General features: G+C 62.4%; 19 protein-coding genes. 10 read left to right on the forward strand and 9 right to left on the reverse strand.

Features of this window, described 5'->3' with window-relative positions; translation table 11 throughout:
- Positions 1-202: 202 nt before the first annotated feature.
- From SSPSH_RS06365 to SSPSH_RS06400, 8 genes are all read right to left on the reverse strand, one after another.
- On the reverse strand, positions 203-1,642 hold the full coding sequence (locus SSPSH_RS06365) for an amidohydrolase family protein (RefSeq protein ID WP_006912848.1): 1,440 nt from the start codon (positions 1,640-1,642) through the stop codon (positions 203-205).
- Positions 1,643-1,654: 12 nt separating this feature from the next.
- Positions 1,655-2,683 (reverse strand): ABC transporter substrate-binding protein, encoded by a 1,029-nt coding sequence (locus tag SSPSH_RS06370; RefSeq protein ID WP_006912849.1) that lies wholly within the window; start codon positions 2,681-2,683, stop codon positions 1,655-1,657.
- Between the two features lie 23 nt (positions 2,684-2,706).
- The gene (locus tag SSPSH_RS06375) at positions 2,707-3,495 is read right to left on the reverse strand and encodes an ABC transporter permease (protein WP_006912850.1); all 789 of its coding nucleotides are present in this window, start codon (positions 3,493-3,495) and stop codon (positions 2,707-2,709) included.
- Positions 3,492-4,340 (reverse strand): ABC transporter ATP-binding protein, encoded by an 849-nt coding sequence (locus SSPSH_RS06380; RefSeq protein WP_006912851.1) that lies wholly within the window; start codon positions 4,338-4,340, stop codon positions 3,492-3,494. Before SSPSH_RS06380 ends, SSPSH_RS06375 begins: the two co-directional genes overlap by 4 nt.
- The gene (gene allB / locus SSPSH_RS06385) at positions 4,337-5,779 is read right to left on the reverse strand and encodes an allantoinase AllB (RefSeq protein WP_006912852.1); all 1,443 of its coding nucleotides are present in this window, start codon (positions 5,777-5,779) and stop codon (positions 4,337-4,339) included. Before allB ends, SSPSH_RS06380 begins: the two co-directional genes overlap by 4 nt.
- 12 nt (positions 5,780-5,791) lie before the next feature.
- Positions 5,792-6,586 (reverse strand): SDR family NAD(P)-dependent oxidoreductase, encoded by a 795-nt coding sequence (locus tag SSPSH_RS06390; protein WP_021031503.1) that lies wholly within the window; start codon positions 6,584-6,586, stop codon positions 5,792-5,794.
- Positions 6,587-6,711: 125 nt separating this feature from the next.
- Positions 6,712-7,770, reverse strand: coding sequence for an ABC transporter substrate-binding protein (locus SSPSH_RS06395; RefSeq protein WP_021031504.1), 1,059 nt, complete (start codon positions 7,768-7,770; stop codon positions 6,712-6,714).
- Between the two features lie 22 nt (positions 7,771-7,792).
- Complete coding sequence (locus tag SSPSH_RS06400) at positions 7,793-8,563, reverse strand: cysteine hydrolase family protein (protein ID WP_006912855.1); 771 nt, start codon at positions 8,561-8,563, stop codon at positions 7,793-7,795.
- A gap of 210 nt (positions 8,564-8,773) precedes the next feature.
- Between SSPSH_RS06400 and SSPSH_RS19170 the strand changes: the two genes are divergently transcribed.
- Positions 8,774-9,040 carry a LysR family transcriptional regulator gene (locus SSPSH_RS19170; protein WP_021031505.1) on the forward strand — a complete coding sequence of 89 codons (267 nt, stop codon included), beginning with the start codon at positions 8,774-8,776 and terminating at the stop codon, positions 9,038-9,040.
- A gap of 35 nt (positions 9,041-9,075) precedes the next feature.
- Positions 9,076-9,675, forward strand: coding sequence for a LysR substrate-binding domain-containing protein (locus SSPSH_RS06405; RefSeq protein WP_021031506.1), 600 nt, complete (start codon positions 9,076-9,078; stop codon positions 9,673-9,675).
- Positions 9,676-9,893: 218 nt separating this feature from the next.
- On the opposite strand, the gene SSPSH_RS06410 is transcribed toward SSPSH_RS06405, so the two are convergent.
- On the reverse strand, positions 9,894-10,469 hold the full coding sequence (locus tag SSPSH_RS06410) for an LOG family protein (RefSeq protein WP_006912857.1): 576 nt from the start codon (positions 10,467-10,469) through the stop codon (positions 9,894-9,896).
- A 326-nt stretch (positions 10,470-10,795) separates the two neighbouring features.
- Here SSPSH_RS06410 and SSPSH_RS06415 point away from each other — a divergent pair, with 326 nt between their 5' ends.
- The 8 genes from SSPSH_RS06415 to wrbA all read left to right on the forward strand — a co-directional run bounded on the left by SSPSH_RS06415 (position 10,796) and on the right by wrbA (position 18,312).
- Positions 10,796-11,926 (forward strand): BMP family ABC transporter substrate-binding protein, encoded by a 1,131-nt coding sequence (locus SSPSH_RS06415; RefSeq protein ID WP_021031507.1) that lies wholly within the window; start codon positions 10,796-10,798, stop codon positions 11,924-11,926.
- A gap of 79 nt (positions 11,927-12,005) precedes the next feature.
- Positions 12,006-13,064 (forward strand): ABC transporter permease, encoded by a 1,059-nt coding sequence (locus tag SSPSH_RS06420; protein WP_006912859.1) that lies wholly within the window; start codon positions 12,006-12,008, stop codon positions 13,062-13,064.
- Between the two features lies 1 nt (position 13,065).
- Entirely contained in the window at positions 13,066-14,001 is a 936-nt protein-coding gene (locus tag SSPSH_RS06425; RefSeq protein WP_006912860.1) for an ABC transporter permease, read from the forward strand.
- Positions 13,998-15,545 (forward strand): ABC transporter ATP-binding protein, encoded by a 1,548-nt coding sequence (locus tag SSPSH_RS06430; RefSeq protein ID WP_006912861.1) that lies wholly within the window; start codon positions 13,998-14,000, stop codon positions 15,543-15,545. Before SSPSH_RS06425 ends, SSPSH_RS06430 begins: the two co-directional genes overlap by 4 nt.
- Positions 15,546-15,554: 9 nt before the next feature.
- Positions 15,555-15,899: a cupin domain-containing protein gene (locus tag SSPSH_RS06435; RefSeq protein ID WP_006912862.1), complete on the forward strand. Its 345-nt coding sequence runs from the start codon at positions 15,555-15,557 to the stop codon at positions 15,897-15,899.
- The gene (locus tag SSPSH_RS06440; protein WP_021031509.1) at positions 15,896-16,564 is read left to right on the forward strand and encodes a cysteine hydrolase family protein; all 669 of its coding nucleotides are present in this window, start codon (positions 15,896-15,898) and stop codon (positions 16,562-16,564) included. Before SSPSH_RS06435 ends, SSPSH_RS06440 begins: the two co-directional genes overlap by 4 nt.
- A 46-nt stretch (positions 16,565-16,610) precedes the next feature.
- Complete coding sequence (locus SSPSH_RS06445) at positions 16,611-17,603, forward strand: formamidase (RefSeq protein WP_006912864.1); 993 nt, start codon at positions 16,611-16,613, stop codon at positions 17,601-17,603.
- Positions 17,604-17,661: 58 nt separating this feature from the next.
- The gene (gene wrbA / locus SSPSH_RS06450) at positions 17,662-18,312 is read left to right on the forward strand and encodes an NAD(P)H:quinone oxidoreductase (protein WP_006912865.1); all 651 of its coding nucleotides are present in this window, start codon (positions 17,662-17,664) and stop codon (positions 18,310-18,312) included.
- The last annotated feature ends 175 nt before the right edge of the window (positions 18,313-18,487 follow it).

The raw sequence follows: 18,487 nt of genomic DNA on the forward strand, positions 1-18,487 counted from the left end.
AGATATTGATTTAATTATGTATATTAGCGTTTCGGCGTTCGTGCCTTATCCCGCACAGTGCCGAAAGAGGGCGCACTGGCGCTATTTGAAAGCTCGATTAACGTGCGGGGCTGTTGGAGTGCAACAGCTCAGAGCATTTTCCTGTTTGGCGTAGGCAGAAGCGGCGTCGGTCGAATTCACGCGCGATGGCGATGCGAACGAGTTAACAGCAGCCCGATTGCTGATACCAGCCATGCACATGCGCTTCGATATCAGACCAGACCGCTTGCAACGGACGCCGATCGGTCCAGCGCCGTCGATATTGGTCGATCAGTTCGTCGTGGACGGCAGCGATATCGAGATTGACCAGTGCCGCGTCGCACACGACCGGCTGTCCGCCCACCCAAAGCTGATCGATATGGGCCGCCGTGGTATGGCTGAACAGTGAGGCCGGAATCGGGTTGTCGACGAGATCGTAGCGTTGTAGTCGCGCCAGATCGAGCACCAGCCAGTCAGCTGGTTGACCGGCCGCCAGCCGACCATCGCCGGGCGCGCCGATGCAGACCCTGCCATGACTGGTCGCGCAGGCGAGCATGTCGCGATGTCCGGCCCATGATTCGAAACCCCGGTCAGCGTGCACCAGGCGCGTTAGCCGCATTTCCCGAAGCGCGTCGTCGTCCTGATCGAGCGCCGAACCATCGAGGCCCAGGGCGACCCGACAACCGGTATCGAGCATGCGCCGTAGTGGCGCGATGCCTGAGCGCAGGTGCAGGTTGGAGCTGGTATTGACTGCGATAGTCGCGCCGGATTCGGCAATGCGTTCGAGTTCGTCGTCGCGCGCCCAAACACAGTGCGCCAGTGTCAGCCGTGGGCCGAGCAGCCCGATCTCAGCCAGATGTTGGACGATGCCGTTCGGATACTGTCGGTCGGCCCACTCGCGTTGATAGCGGGTTTCGAGCAAGTGCATATGTACACGCCGCCCGGTATCGGCGCTCGCCTGCGCGATCGCGGCGAGGAGTGCATCCGAACACCATTGCACGCCGGTCGGCCCGTATTGTACGTCGAGGTCGCGGTCGGTCACCGCTTCGGCACAGGCATCGACGCTTTCCAGCATCGCGTCGATGGATTGATTCGGCACGTTGAAATATCGGTCGGCTACGGGGCGGGTTTCAGCATCCATTGCGGCGCGAATCGTTGCGTCGTCGCCGTAAACCAGCGGGTTGCGATCGCGCAGGCCTACTGCAAAAGCCGCGCGAATGCCGACGGTGTCTGCGGCGCGGGCAACTGCGGCCACTTCGGTGGGCAGATCGTTTAGCCCTTGCGCCCGCGTGCAGTGCATCATCACCGCGCCTGATCCGCCGAGTGCGGCCCGGCCGAAACTGGCACAGGCCGCGATATATGGATCGACCGAGGGTGCCACGGCCAGGCGCAACAACCAGGTTTCCAGCGGCTTGTCGACGGCGCCGAACGCCACCGTGGGTAGCGGTCGGCCGTGATCGTGGGCGTTGGCGAAACAGGGCATGACCAGCCGCCGCGGCCCGGCAGGTCTGGCGCCGAGCGGTTCGATGGCGGTGATTCGCCCATCATCATGCGTTATACGCACCGGCCCACGGCTATCGCAGCCGGCGCCGAGGAGCGCGTCGTGGGCAATGAATTCGCTCATGTTCGTGCTTGCCTACGGCAGGCGCTGATCACGCGGCGGCAAAAACCGATCGGTAAACACCGTTTCGGCGAGCGGTTTGCTTTCGAGATCGTAAAGATCGGCAATGGTGTCGATGGACCTCGACAAACGCTGCGTGCTGACATCGCCGATGCCAATTTCGCGGCTTTCGTCGGAGACGATCAGATGCGTCATTGCATAGTCGAGACGCTTGCGCTCGGCATCGGCATCGATAAACGCTTCGCGTTGCTTGACTGCGGCAATGCCGGCGTCCGGGTCTTGGATGATGTCCTGCATGGCATGGTTGATCGCTTTGACGAGCCCTTCGACTGCCTCGGGGTGATCGGCAATCATCGCCTGCGACACCATCACGCCGTTCGAGTAGATATCAAGGCCGTGATCGCCGTAGGCAAACCAGCGGTAATCGGCTTGCGGGTCGCGACCCTGCGAAACCAGGTTCATATAGCTGGTGACATTGAACACCAGTGCGGCGTCTACATCGCCGCGATTGAGCAACTGTTCCTGAAGCTGCGGCGCAACGTTGGTGATGCTGACCGAATCGGGGTTGATGTCGGAGGCTTCGAGCATTGCAGGAAACAGCTTGGTAGCGGCACTGCCGGCCGGGCCGCCGAATGTGTGGCCGGGAAAATCCGCTACCGATTCGGTCGGCCCGTCGGCGGTGGTCAGCACCGCAAACGGCGGCTGGTTGTAGATCTGGTAGACCATGACCGGCGCCCGGTCGGGCGATTTGGCCGCGGTCTGGATGATGGCATTCATATCGCCGAAGCCGGCATCGTAGGCGCCGGAGAGCACGCGGCTCACCGTCGCCGCTGAGCCTTCGCCCTGATCGATGGTCACATCCAGGCCCTGGTCCGCGAAGTACCCGCGCTGCTGGGCGAGATAGAACGGCGCATGCACGCCCTGGATCTTCCAATCCAGGGTGAACCGGACCGCTACGGTTTCAGCCGCGGCATTCGTGGCCGAAAAGAGCAATGTGCCCAGTATCAGGGTGCGTGTGAGCGTTCGAAAAAGTAGGTCAATCATGGTCGGTTCCCATTAAGCGAAAATCAGGCCAGTGGTGTGTCGGCGCCGCGCGATGCCCAGCCGCAGACACGGCGCTCGAGCAGCGAGAACAGGCCGTAGAGCACAACGCCCATCACGGCGAGCAGGAACAGGCCTGCGAACACCAGCGGCACGTCGAAATTGGATGTGGCGATCATCATCACGTTGCCGATGCCACGATTGGCGGCCACCGTTTCCGAGAGCACGGTGCCCACGAAGGCGAGCGTGATAGCAACCTTGAGTGCGGCAAACAGATAAGGCATCGCACTCGGCAGGCTGATGTTGAATAGAATCTCGCGCCGGCTTGCACCGAGCGCCTTGAGCACGTCCTGTTGTTCCGGCGACGTGGTAGCCAGTCCGGTGGCTACATTGACCACGATCGGAAAGATACAAATGACATAAGAGGTCAGAATCGCCGGCACTGTGCCACTGCCGAACCACAGTACGAAGATCGGCACCACGGCGACCTTCGGGATCGAGGAAAACCCGACCAGCAACGGGTAGGCCGTGTCGTAGGCGATTTTGGACGAGCCTACGAGCGCGCCGAGCACGATGCCGGTGAATACGCCCGCCGCAAAGCCGATCATCGTGGTCATAAGCGTCTGCACGATATGCGGCACGAGGGCAGGAAAACGTTCGATGAGCGTCATTAGAACCGCACTCGGGCGGGGCAGCACGAACGGCGAGATCGAAAAGACCACGCAGGCCGCTTCCCACAGCAAGAAGAAGCCGACGATGAACGCGATAGAGGCGGCGCGCTGCATCGCGCGCGGGCCGAGCAGGCGCTGTGTCATGACGCCGCACTCCCGACCGTATTCGGGCCGTCGTGGGTGATCAGGGCGCGCAGATCCTGCATGAGCTTTATGAAGTCGTTGTCGTAGGTCCGCGCAACGGTACGTGGCCGTTGGAAATCGACCGCACGGTCTTCGACGATGCGCCCTGGGCGCGGGCTCATGATGCATACCCGCGAGGCCAGATAGGCCGCTTCGCGCAGATCGTGAGTAACCAGCAGTACGGTCGGCTTCTTGTCCAGCCAAAGGTCCTGGAGAATGCCCCAGAGTTCCTCACGGGTGAATTGATCGAGCGCGCCGAACGGCTCGTCGAGCAGCAATACGCGCGGTTCGTGAATCAATGCCCGGCACAGCGAGGCGCGTTGGAGCATGCCTCCCGATAGCTGCCAGGGATATTTGTCGCCGAAACCGTCGAGCCCGACCTGGGCGAGCAGGGCATCGGCACGCTCGCGGTACTCGGTCGCCTTCTTGGACCGGTAACCGGCCTTGAACGGCGACACGATCTTGAGCGGCAGCATGATGTTGTCACGCACGCTCAGCCAGGGAAGCATGGTCGCATTCTGAAAGGCGATGCCCACGCGCGCGGCTCGTGCCGATATCTCGCGTCCGCCGACGAATACATAGCCTTCGGAGGCCGGCAACAGGCCGGCGGCAAGCTTGAGAATGGTCGATTTGCCACAGCCCGAGGGGCCGACGAGCGCAACGAATTCGCCGTCGCGCAGGACCAGCGAAGTGGTATCCAATGCGCGCGTTGCGGTCTCGCCGCGACCGTAGGTGACCGCTGTGTCTTCAAGCACGATAGCGGCATCGTCGAAGCGCCCCATCGGTGTGTTCTGAGCCGTGTTCATGACTTCTCCGGCGTTTTGGCGATTTCAGCGGCCAGCGTGCGATCCGCGTTTTGGATATTGGCTTTCGACATGTTTTGTATGCGTTTGACGTTGCGCCCGTGACCGCGCGCCTCGGCCACCAGGCGGCGTTTGCGCATGACGAATCGGCCGCCGACGAGCGTATGGACCGGCACACCGGTCACGGCTACGTCATGAAACGGCGAAATACGCGCGTTGACCGAATGCAGCTGATTCTGGTCTATGGTCTCGGTGCGGTTCATATCCACCAGTGCAATATCGGCATCGGCGCCTACGCCGATACGCCCCTTGGCTGGATACAGCCCCCAGGCCTTGGCTGGAGCGACCGACGAGATACGTACGTAATCGCACAGCGACAACCGCCCGGCATTGACCGAATCCAGCATCAGAGGCATCTGGGTTTCCACGCCCGGAAAACCGCAGTCGGCATCCCAGATCACGTCGTTGTGTTTTTCCTTGGGCAGATGCGGCGCATGATCAGTGGCGATCATGTCGAGCGTGCCGTCGGCCAGGCCGGCCCACAGCGCGGCGGCATCTGCGGGCTCGCGCACCGGCGGATTGACGCGGATCACGCTGCCCAGACGGTCGTAGTCTTCGGTGGAAAGACGCAGATAGTGCGGGCAGGTTTCGGCGGTGATATCCACGCCGCGCGCCTTGGCCTCGGCCATCGGCCGCAGCTCCGCAGCCGACGACACATGCAATACGTGAATTCGTGCGCCCGTCCATTCCGACAGGATCGCCGCGCGGGCAACGGCTTCGACAGCGACCACCGACGGGCGGGCGGCCACATGAGCGAGCGGGTCGTGACGCCCGGCTGCGCGCAGGCGCTCGTAGCGCCAAGCCATGATCGAAGCGGTTTCGGCATGCAACGAAGTGCGCAGGCCCAGCGGTGCGATACGTTCGAAGGCTTCCAGCATCGCACCCGTCGAAGGCGAGGGCAGATTGCCGAAGGTATTGCCCATGAAGCACTTGTAGCCGATCACCCCGGCCGCGGCCAAGGCTTCGAGCTGGTCCACATTGTTTTCCGCGAGCAGCCCGTAAACGCCAAAATCGACATAGGCATTGGCCTCGGCGCGTTCGAGCTTGTCAGCCACTGCATCCGCGGTCGCGGTGGGCGGGTGTGTGTTGGGCATTTCGAAGACCGTAGTCGTGCCGCCCATTGCAGCCGCGGCCGTACCGGTTTCCCAGGTTTCCTTGTAGTCGTAGCCTGGGTCGCGAAAATGCACGTGGACATCGATCGCCCCGGGCAACAGATGCAGGCCGGTCGCGTCGAAGCGTTCGTGGGCGCTGGGCATGGTGGCATCGGCCCCGACAGCCACGATCACGCCGTCGTCGACTGCCACGCTGGCAGGGAACTGGTGCGTGTCGGTGACCACGGTCGCGCCGTGGATCACGAGGTCGACGGTTTGTTGTTCGGTCATGGTCGGTAACTCCTAGACTGCGGCCCAGCCGCCGTCGACCGGCAGGTCCACGCCGGTGATCTGGCGCGCCCGGGCGCTGGCAAGAAACAGGCAGGCGTGCGCTACATCCGCACTGGTCGATACGCGTTGCAGGGCATAGTCGGCGGCATGGCGAGCGGCCGCCTGTTCAAGGCTGATGCCTTCGCGCGCGGCGATATCGGCACAGACCTTGTCGCGAAAACGCGGTCCGTCGACCATGCCGGGGGCGACCGTGTTCACGTTGATGTTGTAGGCGCCCAGTTCTAGCGCAAAGCTCTTGGTGATACCGCGCAGGCCCCATTTAGACGCTGAATAACCCAGCCGCCCGGCACGGCCGCGCATGCCGAATGTGCCGCCCACATTGACGATGCGTCCCGCTTTTTGCTCGATCATGCCGGGTGCCACGGCATGAATGGTGTTGAAACAGCCGGTCATGTTGAGGTCGACGATGTCGCGGAATTCTGCGGCGGTGGTGTCGGCGCCGGTCTTGCCGATCGGCCCCGAGCCGCCAGCGATATTGACGAGCACATCGATGGCCTTGCCGTAGTGTTGCGTTGCGGCCTGGATCGCGGCCTCGCAGGCGTCGGCATCGGTAATATCGCAGGCGGCGACGAAAACGGTGCGCCCATCGCTGCGTAGATCCTCGGCCAAAGCCTCGATGGGCGCGGTATCGCGGCCCAGCAGTACGAGCCGCGCGCCTTCGGCGGCGAACGCACGGGTGATGACCTCGCCCATGCCCTTTGCAGGACCGGTCAGGGCGACGATCTGGTTATCGAGTTCGAGATTCATGAGTCGTTTCTTGTATTGGGGCGGGGGTCAAGACAGGCGTGCTGCGCGCCGCTCGGCGTAGGGCCGAGCGGGCGCAGGGGTGTCGCGATGAAATCGGCGCGCCGCGGGCGACGCGAAGGAGGGATTTAGGGCGCTTCGTAATCGAGCGTGTAGATGCGCTTGTTTTTCGGCGGTAAAAAGCGCGTATCGAAGATTTCGTCGACCGTCGGCGTGCGTTCCAGATCCTTGGCGTCCACGACGATATCGATCGCCTTGGCGAAACGCTGTTCGTCGATATTGCCCAGCCCCAGATCGCCCATGTTGTCGAAATCAATCTCGTCGCGCAGCGTGGCAAGCAGGCGTTTGGTTTCCACGTCGCGGTTGAGTAGCGGCTCGCGCTGCATGACGGCATCGATGCCCGTATCGATATCGGCGAGCGTATCGGCGATGGCGTGATTGATGGCAGTAACGAGCCCACGCACCGCGTCCGGATTGTTCTCGACCAGCTCTTTGGAGACGATGATCGCATTGGAATACAGATCCATGCCGTAATCGCCGTAGCGGATGAAGCGGAAATCCTTGTTGGCGTCGATACCCGCAAGCATCGCCGAGAAACGGATCGTGTTCACATAGCCAAAGACGCCGTCAACGCGTTCACGAATGAGCATCTGCTCTCGCAGGCGCGGCTCGATATTGAGAATATCGATCTTCGAAGCATCGATACCGGTGATCTTGGCAAACGCCGGGAACAGCTTCAGTGCGCCGTCGTTGGCTGGTCCGGCGATGGTCTTGCCTTCCAGATCGGCCGGCGTTTTGATATCGCTATTGGCGTTGACGGCGATCGTGAACGGCGGCTGGTTGTAAATCTGGTAAACCGCGTAGGGGTGGTCGTCCGGGCTCTTGGCTGCGAATTCGATGAGCGTGTTCACATCGCCGAAGCCGGCATCGTAGGCGCCGGTGGCCACCTGCGAAACCGCCGCGCTCGAGCCCGAGCCCTGATCGAGGATCACGTTCAGGCCCTGATCGGCGAAATAGCCGCGTTGCTTGGCCAGAAAGAACCAGGCCTGCGGGCCTTCGTATTTCCAGTTCAGTACTATCCGGATCGTGGTGGTCTGCTGCGCGCTCGCGGTGCCAGCGAACATCAATGGGGTGCAGGCCAGCAGTAGCGCGGCTACTGCGTGGGTCAGCCAAGGTCTGGTACGCATGAATAAATCCTCGAAAAGGGGGTTATCGGGCGTCGACGAAGGCGTCGACAGTGGTGGTAAAACCATAGATCTGGCGCACGATCGTGCAGGCGGCCTCGCGTACGTCCGCCGGTGAGGGCGTGGCGGTGGCATCGTCGACGAGCGCCACGTCGTAGCCTGCGAACGTTGCGTCCATCAGGCTGGCGAGCACGCAGCGGTCGGTATTCACGCCGGTAAAACACAGCGTGGTGATATCCAGGCGACGCAGGACGGCGTCGAGTTCGTTATGCCAGAAGCCGCTGAAGCGGTTCTTGTGCACCACGATGTCGTTATCGGTCGGCGCGAGCGCATCGATCGTGGCCGCGCCCCAGGTACCGGTTACCAGCGCCGGCTCGCCACCGGCACGATACGGTTCGGCATAACCCGTGGCGCGGCCGAACATCTGGCCAAAGGCAAGCTGGCCGGGGCTCATGTCCAGCGCGTCGGCACGTACGCCCCAGTTCAGAAAGACGACCGGCATGCCGTGGGCATGGGCGGCGTCGATCGTGCGGCGTACCTGTGGCACCACCGCCTGAATCGCGGTGAGATCCACGCCGCGACTGGCGAACCAGCCGTCGTCGTGACAGAAATCGTTCTGCATATCCACCACGATTAAGGCCGTACGCGCCGCATCGATCGTGACGGGCTCTGGCGCAGCGGTCAGCCGTCGTGCCCGCGGCGCAAGCGCTTCGCGAACCAGCGAAACGCCATCCGCGTCGCTGGGCCACGCGGGTATGGCGTGACGGTGCTCTTTTGTCGTGTGGGAGTCAGCCATGACATGAGCCATCTGTGAGCGATGGGCACAGCCTCGCAAAGGTGAGCGTCGACGACTATTGCTTTATTTCTGCTAGCGTGTTGCAGAAAAGTCAACGCTATGGATGTGGCCGAGCTGCGTTGGGTAACAATGCATTGCCACGGCGCATGAGCTCGGCGAGTCGGGCTGTAAAGCGCCATTTTCGATGTAGTTACTTACCAAGAGCGTCCCATGAAGCATTTTCGTTATTTTCGTTATATGGACGCTGTCGTACGCGCCGGCTCGATCCGGCGCGCTGCCGAGCAGCTCTATATCACGCCCTCCGCGCTGGACCGGCGGATTCACGATCTCGAAAAAGAGCTCGGCACACCATTGTTCGAGCGCCACGCCCGGGGCATGCGGCTGCTCGCCGCTGGCGAGATATTTCTGGGCTATGTGCGCCGTCATCTGGCCGATCTGGACCGTATGCATCCGAGATTGAAAGTCTTAAAGGCCTAAAACGGGGTCATGTCGAAATTGTTGCGAGTCAGGCCGTGGCAGGTGGTTTTCTCCCCCATCAGGTACGCGCATTTCAACAAGACCACCCGGGGGTGTCCTTCAACGTGCGTATCACCGACCGCGGCGAAGCCATGCGCGCGCTTACCGCGTTTGAAGCCGATCTGGCGCTTGTGATTTCGCCGCTGCGCACGGCCGAGCTTCTGCCGCTGGTCGTGATCGCCCAACCCGTGATGGCGATGATGGATGCCGAGCACCCGCTGGCCGATCGTGCATCACTGCGTTTGGGCGATTGTCTGAGCTATCCGCTCGTTTTGCCGCGCGCCACGCTCGCCACGCGGGCACTCATTGATAACGTGCTCGATACGCGCTCGGTGCCGGTGACCGTCGCCGCTGAAACCGACTCCTTCGAATTGATGCGCGGCCTGCTCGCTCATACCCGCAACATCGGCTTCCAGGTGGCCATCGGCGCGCCTGACACCCAGGTCGATCCACGCCTGGTTGCCCGCCCCATCGACGAACGCGATATCTCGGCCGCACCCATGGTCTGTGCCCAGCTCAAAGGCCGCAGCCTATCGGTCGCCGCGGCTCGGTTTGCGAATCAAGTGGTGGGGGCGTTGGATGCGATGAAGCGGTGATGGCTGCTAATTCGACCCGTAGTAGCGAAGCGCTTAACTGTGTGAATAGGCCGAGACAACAAGGTCCGGTTTTGGCCAGAAGTGATGCTGGCAGCTCGAGCTACTCGCGCGGCAAGCCGCGTCTGAATAGTAAAGCGAGCGTTCGCATTCAGGCTAGAGTGCGCACGACGCCCTTATCGCTGCATGTGGCTTCGAAGATTATTCTTGGCCGGATTGCTTCAAAGCCATTTCGAAACGTTTACTCGCTCGAATTCCTCTAGATGGGTAATCAACGAGCCGGGGTCGCCATCGACGACGATGGATTCGCGATGAGCCGCGGGTAGGAAGGACTCTGCGATCATATGGTCGATCAGGGCCATGAGTGGGTCGTAGAAGCGGGCGATGTTATAGAGGCCGGCAGGTTTGTCGATCTCGCCGAGTTGGTTGAGCGTCCAGACTTCCATGAACTCTTCTAGCGTGCCGATGCCGCCGGGCAGGGCAATGAATGCATCGGCCAGCTCGGCCATTCGGGCTTTGCGCTGACGCATGGTGGGCACAATTTCGCTTTCGTGCAGGCGCGGATGGCTATGGCCCTTGTTATGAAGACGTTCGGTAATCACGCCGTGCGCATGGCCGCCGCCATCGATCACGGCATCTGCGAGCACGCCCATAAGGCCTTTGTGCGTACCGCCATAGACGATACCCAGGCCAGCTTGGGCGATAGCGCTGCCCAGGGCGGCGGCGGCGTCGGTATAGCGGTCGCCGCGGCCAGTGTTGGAACCACAGAATACGGCGATCGTCTGAATTCGGGGCATGGAGCGTCAGCCAGGAAATGGTGGGCGGCAGTATGCGTTGCGTATTGGCTCACCGCCAATGCGCGGGGATGGTGCGCTTGCCCGGTTATGATGCACGCAACGATGCGTCTCGATGGTGCTTCGAACAGAAAGCGCCCCGCCCCCGCTGTGTGCAGCACCTTGAGTAATCGTGCGAACCCAACCAGTGCCATGCCATGACGCTGTTTTGACTTGGGTGCGTTGTATGCAACGGGGCGATATTGGCACGCTCGATGCATCGTCTCTCTTATCGAATCGCGGCCGCCGCTCGGCGCGGCTCGCTCTATCGCTGTTTCAAGAGAGGCCTCATGAAAGACCATCGAACGAGCATTTCCCGTCGCCGCCTGCTGCAAGCCGCGGGTGGATTGGGCGGCCTCGGCCTGGTCGGCGGGCTGGTGCCCACCGCTGTATGGGCTGCAGATACATTGTCCATCGGTTTTATCTATGTCGGGCCGAAGGACGATTTCGGCTATAACCAAGCCCATGCCGAAGGCGCGGCGGCAATCGCGGCGATGGACGGCACGAAGATTTACGAGCAGGAGGGCGTGCCGGAAACGCTGGAAGTGCAGAAGGTCATGGAAAGCATGATCAACTTCGACCGCACACAGATGCTGTTCCCGACCTCGTTCGGTTACTACGACCCGCACATCAAGAAGATCGCGCCAAAATATCCGGACGTGAAATTCCTGCATGCGGGCGGCTTGTACGAAGAGGGCGACCCGGAAAACGCGAGCAGCTATTTCGGCTATATCGATGAAGCCCAGTATGTCGCCGGCACGGTGGCCGGGCATATGACCCAGACCAAGAAGCTCGGGTTCGTCGCGGCCAAGCCTATTCCGCAGGTGCTGCGCAATATCAATGCGTACACGCTCGCCGCTCGAAAGGTCGATCCCGAGATCACCACTCAGGTGATCTTTACCGGCGACTGGGCGATGCCCGTCAAGGAAGCCGAAGCTACGAACAGTCTGGTGAACCAGGGCGTGGACGTGATCACCTGTCATGTGGATAGCCCCAAGGTTGTGAGCCAGACCGCAGCGGAACGCGGCGCGTACGTGACCGGTTATCACGTCGACCAGTCGCCGCTGGCGCCTCAGCAATATCTGACCGGCGCGGAATGGAACTGGGGTGAAATCTATCCGCGTTTCGTGAAGTGGCAGAAGGCCGGCAAGGATTGGCCGCATTTGTATCGCGGCGGGCTCAAGGATGGTTTCGTGAAGACTTCGGACTATGGCCCGGCGGTAACCGATGCCGCGCGCAAGGCCGGCGACGAGGCCATCGCCTATTTCATGTCTGGCGAGGGCGTGATCTACAAGGGCGAGCTCAAGGACAACCGCGGCAATGTCGTGATCCCGGCCGGCCAGGAGCGCGAACAGACCGATATCCAGCTTGAGAAGATGGATTATCTGGTCGAAGGCGTGATCGGTTCCACGAGCGCTTGATCGCGATTGCCGTACACGGCCCGCGTGTTCCTAGGCGAGTGCGCGGGCGTCTTTTTGATCTATTGCAGGTTTCTAGTCGATGACGAGCCATCCCGGCCTGCGTCTGGCGGCAGAGAGCGTGGTGCTTATCTTGGCCACGTTTGCGGCCACGGCGCTGCTGTTCGCGTTGTTCGTGGCGGCCGCTGGCGCGCCGCCTACCGGCGTGTTCTACGATATCTATCTCGGCGCGTTCGGTAGCTGGTTCTCCTGGCAGAACACGCTCACACGGGCGGCCCCGTTCATGCTGGCGGCTTTGTGTACGGCGTTGCCGGCACGTCTTGGGCTGCTGGTGATCGGCAACGAAGGCGCGCTGGTGATTGGCGGCGTGGCCGCCGCGGCGGCCGGTATTTCGCTCAATGGTGTCGCGCCGTTGGCGGTCCAGGTCGGCATGTTTGTCGCGGCAGCCGTGGCCGGCGGGTTGTGGATCGCCGGCGCGTTGGCCTTGCGCCACTACCGCGGCGTCAATGAAACCATCAGCACGTTGTTGCTCAATTACCTGGCGATCGCGTTACTGCTGTGGCTCGTGGGCGGGCCGCTGCATGATCCGGCCAGTCTCAACAAGCCGTCCACGCCGTCGATCGGCAGCGCGAACATGCTGGGCGATATGCCGGGCATGTCGGTGCACTGGGGGCTGGCCTACGGTGTGATCGCCTGTGCGCTGTTGTTCGTGCTGTTTCGTTATACGACGTTCGGGTTTGCCGCGCGCATCATCGGCGGCAACGTGCGTGCTGCCCAGCTTAACGGCCTAGCTGTCGCCCGGATCACGTTGATCGTGGGTTTTCTTGCGGGTGCGGCGGCAGGCGTAGCCGGCATGGTGGAGGTGGCTGCGGTGCACGGTCGGGCCAATGAGTCTCTGGTTGCAGGCTATGGCTACGTCGGCATTCTGGTGGCGTTTCTGGCGCGCCAGAACCTGGCGATGATTGTGCCGGTCGCGATTCTGCTCGGCGGTATCGAGGCCAGCGGTGGCTTGCTGCAACGCCATTTCGAATTGCCGGATGCCACTACCACCGTATTGCAGGGCACGTTGTTCATGTTGCTGCTTGCCAGTGAAAGCTTGCGCGGGCGTATTTTCCCGATCCGCGTCCAGGAGGCGAACTGATATGGAAGGTGCAGCCGATCTGGGGTGGTGGGGCGTGCCGTTGGCGCTGTTAGCCGGCGCTGTGCGTGCCAGTACGCCGTTTCTGTTCGTGAGCCTCGGCGAATGCCTGACCGAAAAGAGCGGACGTATCAATCTCGGTCTCGAAGGCACGCTGGTCATGGGGGCGATGATCGCCTACGGCATTTCGTTTCTGACCGGCTCGCCGTGGCTGGGCGTAGCTGGCGCGGCCGGCGTGGGCCTGGTGATGGGTGCGTTGCACGGCGTGATCTGCGGGCTGCCGCGGGTCAACCATATCGCCGTCGGTATTGCGTTGATGATCTTCGGCGTGGGGCTGGCGTTCTTTCTGGGTAAACCGCTGATCCAGCCGAGCGCGCCCCAGTTGCCCGGCCTGGCCCTGGGCGCCTGGAGCGATTCGCGGGCGGTACGGGCCGCGCTCAACGTGAATGCGTTGTTCATCATCGGCGTGATTTTGACGTTCGTGATGGCCTGGATGTTTCGCTCGACGCGTATCGGCCTTGCCATTCGCACGGTGGGTGATAGCCGCGATGCAGCGCGCGCGGTCGGCTTGGATGTGAAACGCATCCGGCTATTGACCACGGCGGTGGGCGGCGCGTTCGCCGGCGTGGGCGGTTCGTTTCTATCGCTGTATTACCCGGGGAGCTGGAACGAGGGGCTGTCGAGCGGCCAGGGGTTGATGGCCGTCGCGCTCGTGATCTTCGCGCGTTGGGACCCGATCAAATGTCTGTATGCGTCGCTGTTGTTCGGCGGCGCCGGGGCGCTCGGCCCGGCATTGCAGGGGGTGGGTATATCCACCGGCTATTACCTGTTCAACGCTACGCCTTATCTGCTCACGCTGATCGTGATGATCGCCGCCAGCTCGCGCGATCGCGCGCTGGCCGGCGCCCCGGGCGATCTGAGCATCAATTCCTCGTCATGACGGTATCGAACGACAAACGAGCGGCCAGCCGAGCGATCCTGGAAACGCTGGGCGTGGGCAAAGTGTTCGGTGCCACCCGCGCGCTTGACGACGTGACGCTCCGGGTCGCGCCGCGCGGCATCCATGCATTGCTGGGCGAAAACGGTGCAGGCAAGAGCACGTTGGTGAAATGCCTGGCCGGCTTTCATCGGCCCAGCAGTGGCCAGATCATGATCGGCGGGCGCGAGCGCGTGCTACGCAGCCCGCGCGATGCGCATGCGGCCGGCGTGGGCATGGTGTATCAGCATTTCACGCTCGCCCCCAATCTGACCGTACTCGAAAACCTGGTCCTGGCCGTGCCCGATCGCAACGGCGTATCGGCAAGGCGCATCGACTGGAAGGCCGAGCGTGCACGCTTTGCCCAGCAGATCGATGAGCTACCGTTCGATGCCGATCTCGATGTTACGGTCAGTTCGTTGTCGAGCGGCCAGAAACAGAAAGTCGAGATCATCAAGCAGCTCTGCCTCGGCCCGCGGATTCTCATTCTCGATGAGCCGACGTCGGTGCTCACGCCGGACGAGGCCGACGAGGTGCTGGGCACGCTACACGAGATGACGCGCGATCAGGATCTCGCGGTGATTCTGATCACCCACAAGATGCGCGAGGTGTTTGCCTATGCCGATCGCGTCACGGTGCTGCGTGGCGGGCGTGTGACCGGCGACGACGAAATTGGCGCGCTCGATGCCGATGCGCTGTCCGAAATGATGATCGGCGAGGTCGAGATAGCCAAGAGCCCGGAGCGCGCGCCAACCGCTGCCGATAACGTGTTGCTGCGAATCGAAAATCTCAGCGCCGACAACGACCGCGGCGTGCGCGCGCTCGATGATGTGAACCTGACCGTGGCTGCGGGCGAGATCGTTGGCGTGGCCGGGGTGTCCGGTAATGGCCAGACCGAGCTGGCACAGGTGCTGGCTGGTCAACGCCGGGCCATGGCCGGGCGTATCCAGGTCCACGAGGAAGTCTATTCGGGTACCCGTGCCGAGATCTCACGTCACGGTATGCACTGTTTGCCGGAAGAGCCGTTGCGCAACGCCTGTGTGCCCGATATGAGCGTCGCCGACAATCTTGCGTTTCGGCATTTCGACCGGCCCGAATACAGTCTGGGCGGGCTGTTCATGCGCGGTGCGCCGCTTGCGCGGCGAGCCGCAACGCTCATGGAGCGTTTTAACGTCAAACCGCGAGAACCGCGCCTGCCCATGGCGTCGTTGTCGGGCGGCAACGTCCAGCGGGCCGCACTGGCACGCGAACTCGGCGAGGATGTCGACATTCTCGTGGTGACCAATCCCTGTTTCGGGCTCGACGTGGCGGCGGTCGCCCAAATTCATGCCCAGCTCATGGATGCCCGCAACGCCGGTACGGCCGTGTTGCTGATCAGCGAAGACCTGGACGAATTGCTCACCCTGGCCGACCGGCTGGTCGTGCTCTTCGAAGGTCGAGCGGTGCACGAATGCACGCGCGAGCAGGCCGATCGCCGCGGCATCGGCCAGAAAATGACCGGTTATTGAAAGATATCTATGACAGATCAACCCCAGACTTTCGTGATCCCCGATGTCGGCGAACGGACCGGCCCAGGTTGGCAGGTTCTGCGCGAGGGCGTGCATGTCTACGTGCTACAGCCGGGCTACGACGACACGCCCCGTATCGCGTTGCTGGACTACGAACCCGGCGCGAGCGTGCCTTGGCACCGCCATTCTGGCGACGAGCATATCTTCGTGCTTGAAGGCAGCCAGCAGGATGAATCGGGCGTATATCCGGCCGGCAGTTATGTCTACAACCCGAAAGGCACGGCCCATAGCGTGGCCAGCCCCGAAGGCTGTCGCGTGCTCATTCAGTGGTTCGCCCCGGTGGTGTTCGAATGATGGCGCCAGCACAAACGGCGTTGCGCGTACCGGCGGCGCCCTACGAGTGGCCGCCGTTCGGCCCGATCGAACGCGATCGGGCGGCGCTGCTGGTGATCGATTGCCAGCAGGTGCAAACGCAGCGGCTCGGCGCGCCTGGGATGGTCGATGTTGTAGAAGCTATAGAAACCGCCATCGCCGGCGCGCGCGATGCCGGTTTGCGCGTTGTTCATGCGCGCCAGGGCGAAAGGCCGGAAATCGTGGCGGCGTCCGCACGCCGTGCAGGTGCCGATCCCGCGGCCGGCATCGGCGAGGCGGCGCTCGTACGCGGTGATGATGCCTGGCAGTTCCTTTCCCGCTGCACGCCAGCCGCGGGCGAGGTGGTCGTCGAGCATCCCGGCCGTGATGTGTTTCATGCCAGTGATCTCGACCTGATCCTGCGTACGCTTGGAGTCACGCACTTGGTACTGGCCGGACTGTCGGCCGACGGTGCTGTGCACGCGACCATGCGCTCGGCCAACGACCGTGGCCTGGATTGCCTGTTGCTCGACGACGCCGTGCGCGCGACCGACCCGGGCCGCTACGGCGACGCCTGTATCAGCATGACGACCATGCAGTCGGGCATTTTCGGGGCAGCTTGTGCTGCCCGCACCTTCGCCGCGGCGCTAGCCGGGGCGAGCGATTGATCCAACCCAATGAATATGCCGGCGGTGGCCGGCCCGGAGTAGACACATGAGCGGACTCGGCGGACTCAATAAATCCCCCAACGGTGTGGTCGTCGGCGTGGTGCAGAAACAGCTACCCAAGGTCGAGACCAAGGCCCAACTCACCGCCGAGACAGAACGCGTCTGCGAGCTGGTGGCCAAGGCTCGTCGGCAGATGCCGACCATGGATCTCGTGGTATTTCCGGAATACGCGCTGCACGGGCTGTCGATGGATATCCGCGACGAGATCATGTGCGCTGTGGATGGCCCGGAAGTCGCGGCCATGCGTCAGGCCTGTATCGACAACGAGATCTGGGGTTGTTTTTCCATTATGGAATACAACCCGGACGGCAACCCCTATAACACCGGTCTCATTTTCGACGACAAGGGCGAACAGAAGCTTTTCTATCGCAAGTTGCATCCGTGGACCCCGGTCGAGCCCTGGGAGCCGGGGAATCTAGGTATCCCTGTGTGCGACGGGCCCAACGGCTCCAAGCTCGCGCTGATTATCTGCCACGACGGCATGTTCCCCGAAATGGCGCGCGAGTGTGCCTACAAGGGGGCAAACATCATGCTGCGCACGGCCGGCTATACTCAGCCGATCAACCATTCCTGGACAATCACCAACCAGGCCAATGCGTTCACCAATCTCATGGCGACCGCAAATGTCTGTCTGGCCGGCAGCGACGGCACCTTCAATTCCATGGGTGAGGGCCAGATCATCGACTTCGATGGGCGGCCGTTGGCCATGGGCAACGCCGTAGCCGACCATATCGTCACCGCCGAAATCCGGCCCGACCGGATTGACGAAGCACGTCGCCTCTGGGGCGTGGAGAACAATCCCTACCAGTTCGGCCATCGCGGCTATGTTGCGGTCGAAGGTGGGGCAACCGACTGCCCCTATACCTATATGAAAGACATGGTGGCGGGCGAATACCGCTTGCCGTGGGAGGACGAGGTTCACGTCACCGACGGCAGCGACTTCGGCTTCGAACGGCCGACCCGCCAGTACGCAGGTTAGGTTTGATGACGCGCCGCTCGAAAACAGCCGGTACGAAACCATCGGCTGAGCCCACCCGATGAGCCGGGCCGCGCCGCGCATCGCGATCGTGTTCGACTCGCGCTATGGCAGCACGCTGGCGCTGGCCCAGGCAATGCAGGCGGGCTGCGGCGACGAAAACGCCGATGGCGTGCTGTACATGGCCGCCGGGTTCGAGCCTGAAGTCGGCGTGGATAGCGAGCGTGATCAATACGTTCAGGCCCAGCGCACCATCGACGGTATTCCGGTGGCAAGCCTGGAAGATATTCGTGCCGCGGACGCGCTTGTGATGGGCTCGCCGACTCGTTTCGGCCATATGACCCGGCCAATGATGGCGTTTCTCGAACGTATCGGCCCGTTATGGCGTGAAGGCGCGCTCATCGGCAAGGTCGGCGCCGCGTTCACTTCCACAGGCGGGATGCATTCAGGGCATGAAACCACGCTGCTGTCGCTGATTATGACGATGTTCCAGCACGGCATGGTGGTAGCCGGCGTGCCACACAGCGTCGAAGCGCTGATCGAAACCCGCTTCGGTGGCTCGCCGCTGGGTGCAGGTGCGGTGACCACGTTCAACGGCCGGCGCGAAGTCGATGCCAACGAACTGGCGATTGCACGGGCACTGGGCGCGCGTGTGGCCAGGCTCGCACGCCAAGTCGAGCCGGAGCCTGCGCCGCTGATCGGGCCGTCTTAGGGGGCGTGTTGAAGCAGGATGATAAATAGATGTCAGCCTCCAGTTGACGCGGTGTTGCCGGCAGCAGAGATCGTCAGCTGCTTTGGTGCCGGATTAATAATCCATCGGTCGGGCGGGCATGGTGGCGACGATCCCCAGCATAACTGCCCTGTAGCTGCTGGCGCCCAGCTGGCAC

It is taken from the genome of Salinisphaera shabanensis E1L3A (assembly GCF_000215955.2).
In the GTDB taxonomy this organism is placed as follows: domain Bacteria; phylum Pseudomonadota; class Gammaproteobacteria; order Nevskiales; family Salinisphaeraceae; genus Salinisphaera; species Salinisphaera shabanensis.

Coding starts and splice junctions, on each gene's coding strand:
- SSPSH_RS06395 (WP_021031504.1), bottom strand. CDS start 7,770: ATGCGTACCAGACCTTGGCTGACCCACGCAGTAGCCGCGCTACTGCTG.
- SSPSH_RS06390 (WP_021031503.1), bottom strand. CDS start 6,586: ATGAATCTCGAACTCGATAACCAGATCGTCGCCCTGACCGGTCCTGCA.
- SSPSH_RS06410 (WP_006912857.1), bottom strand. CDS start 10,469: ATGCCCCGAATTCAGACGATCGCCGTATTCTGTGGTTCCAACACTGGC.
- SSPSH_RS06435 (WP_006912862.1), top strand. CDS start 15,555: ATGACAGATCAACCCCAGACTTTCGTGATCCCCGATGTCGGCGAACGG.
- SSPSH_RS06440 (WP_021031509.1), top strand. CDS start 15,896: ATGATGGCGCCAGCACAAACGGCGTTGCGCGTACCGGCGGCGCCCTAC.
- SSPSH_RS06380 (WP_006912851.1), bottom strand. CDS start 4,340: ATGAACACGGCTCAGAACACACCGATGGGGCGCTTCGACGATGCCGCT.
- SSPSH_RS06430 (WP_006912861.1), top strand. CDS start 13,998: ATGACGGTATCGAACGACAAACGAGCGGCCAGCCGAGCGATCCTGGAA.
- SSPSH_RS06370 (WP_006912849.1), bottom strand. CDS start 2,683: ATGATTGACCTACTTTTTCGAACGCTCACACGCACCCTGATACTGGGC.
- SSPSH_RS06415 (WP_021031507.1), top strand. CDS start 10,796: ATGAAAGACCATCGAACGAGCATTTCCCGTCGCCGCCTGCTGCAAGCC.
- SSPSH_RS06445 (WP_006912864.1), top strand. CDS start 16,611: ATGAGCGGACTCGGCGGACTCAATAAATCCCCCAACGGTGTGGTCGTC.
- SSPSH_RS06375 (WP_006912850.1), bottom strand. CDS start 3,495: ATGACACAGCGCCTGCTCGGCCCGCGCGCGATGCAGCGCGCCGCCTCT.
- SSPSH_RS06365 (WP_006912848.1), bottom strand. CDS start 1,642: ATGAGCGAATTCATTGCCCACGACGCGCTCCTCGGCGCCGGCTGCGAT.
- SSPSH_RS06425 (WP_006912860.1), top strand. CDS start 13,066: ATGGAAGGTGCAGCCGATCTGGGGTGGTGGGGCGTGCCGTTGGCGCTG.
- SSPSH_RS06400 (WP_006912855.1), bottom strand. CDS start 8,563: ATGGCTGACTCCCACACGACAAAAGAGCACCGTCACGCCATACCCGCG.
- allB (WP_006912852.1), bottom strand. CDS start 5,779: ATGACCGAACAACAAACCGTCGACCTCGTGATCCACGGCGCGACCGTG.
- wrbA (WP_006912865.1), top strand. CDS start 17,662: ATGAGCCGGGCCGCGCCGCGCATCGCGATCGTGTTCGACTCGCGCTAT.
- SSPSH_RS19170 (WP_021031505.1), top strand. CDS start 8,774: ATGAAGCATTTTCGTTATTTTCGTTATATGGACGCTGTCGTACGCGCC.
- SSPSH_RS06420 (WP_006912859.1), top strand. CDS start 12,006: ATGACGAGCCATCCCGGCCTGCGTCTGGCGGCAGAGAGCGTGGTGCTT.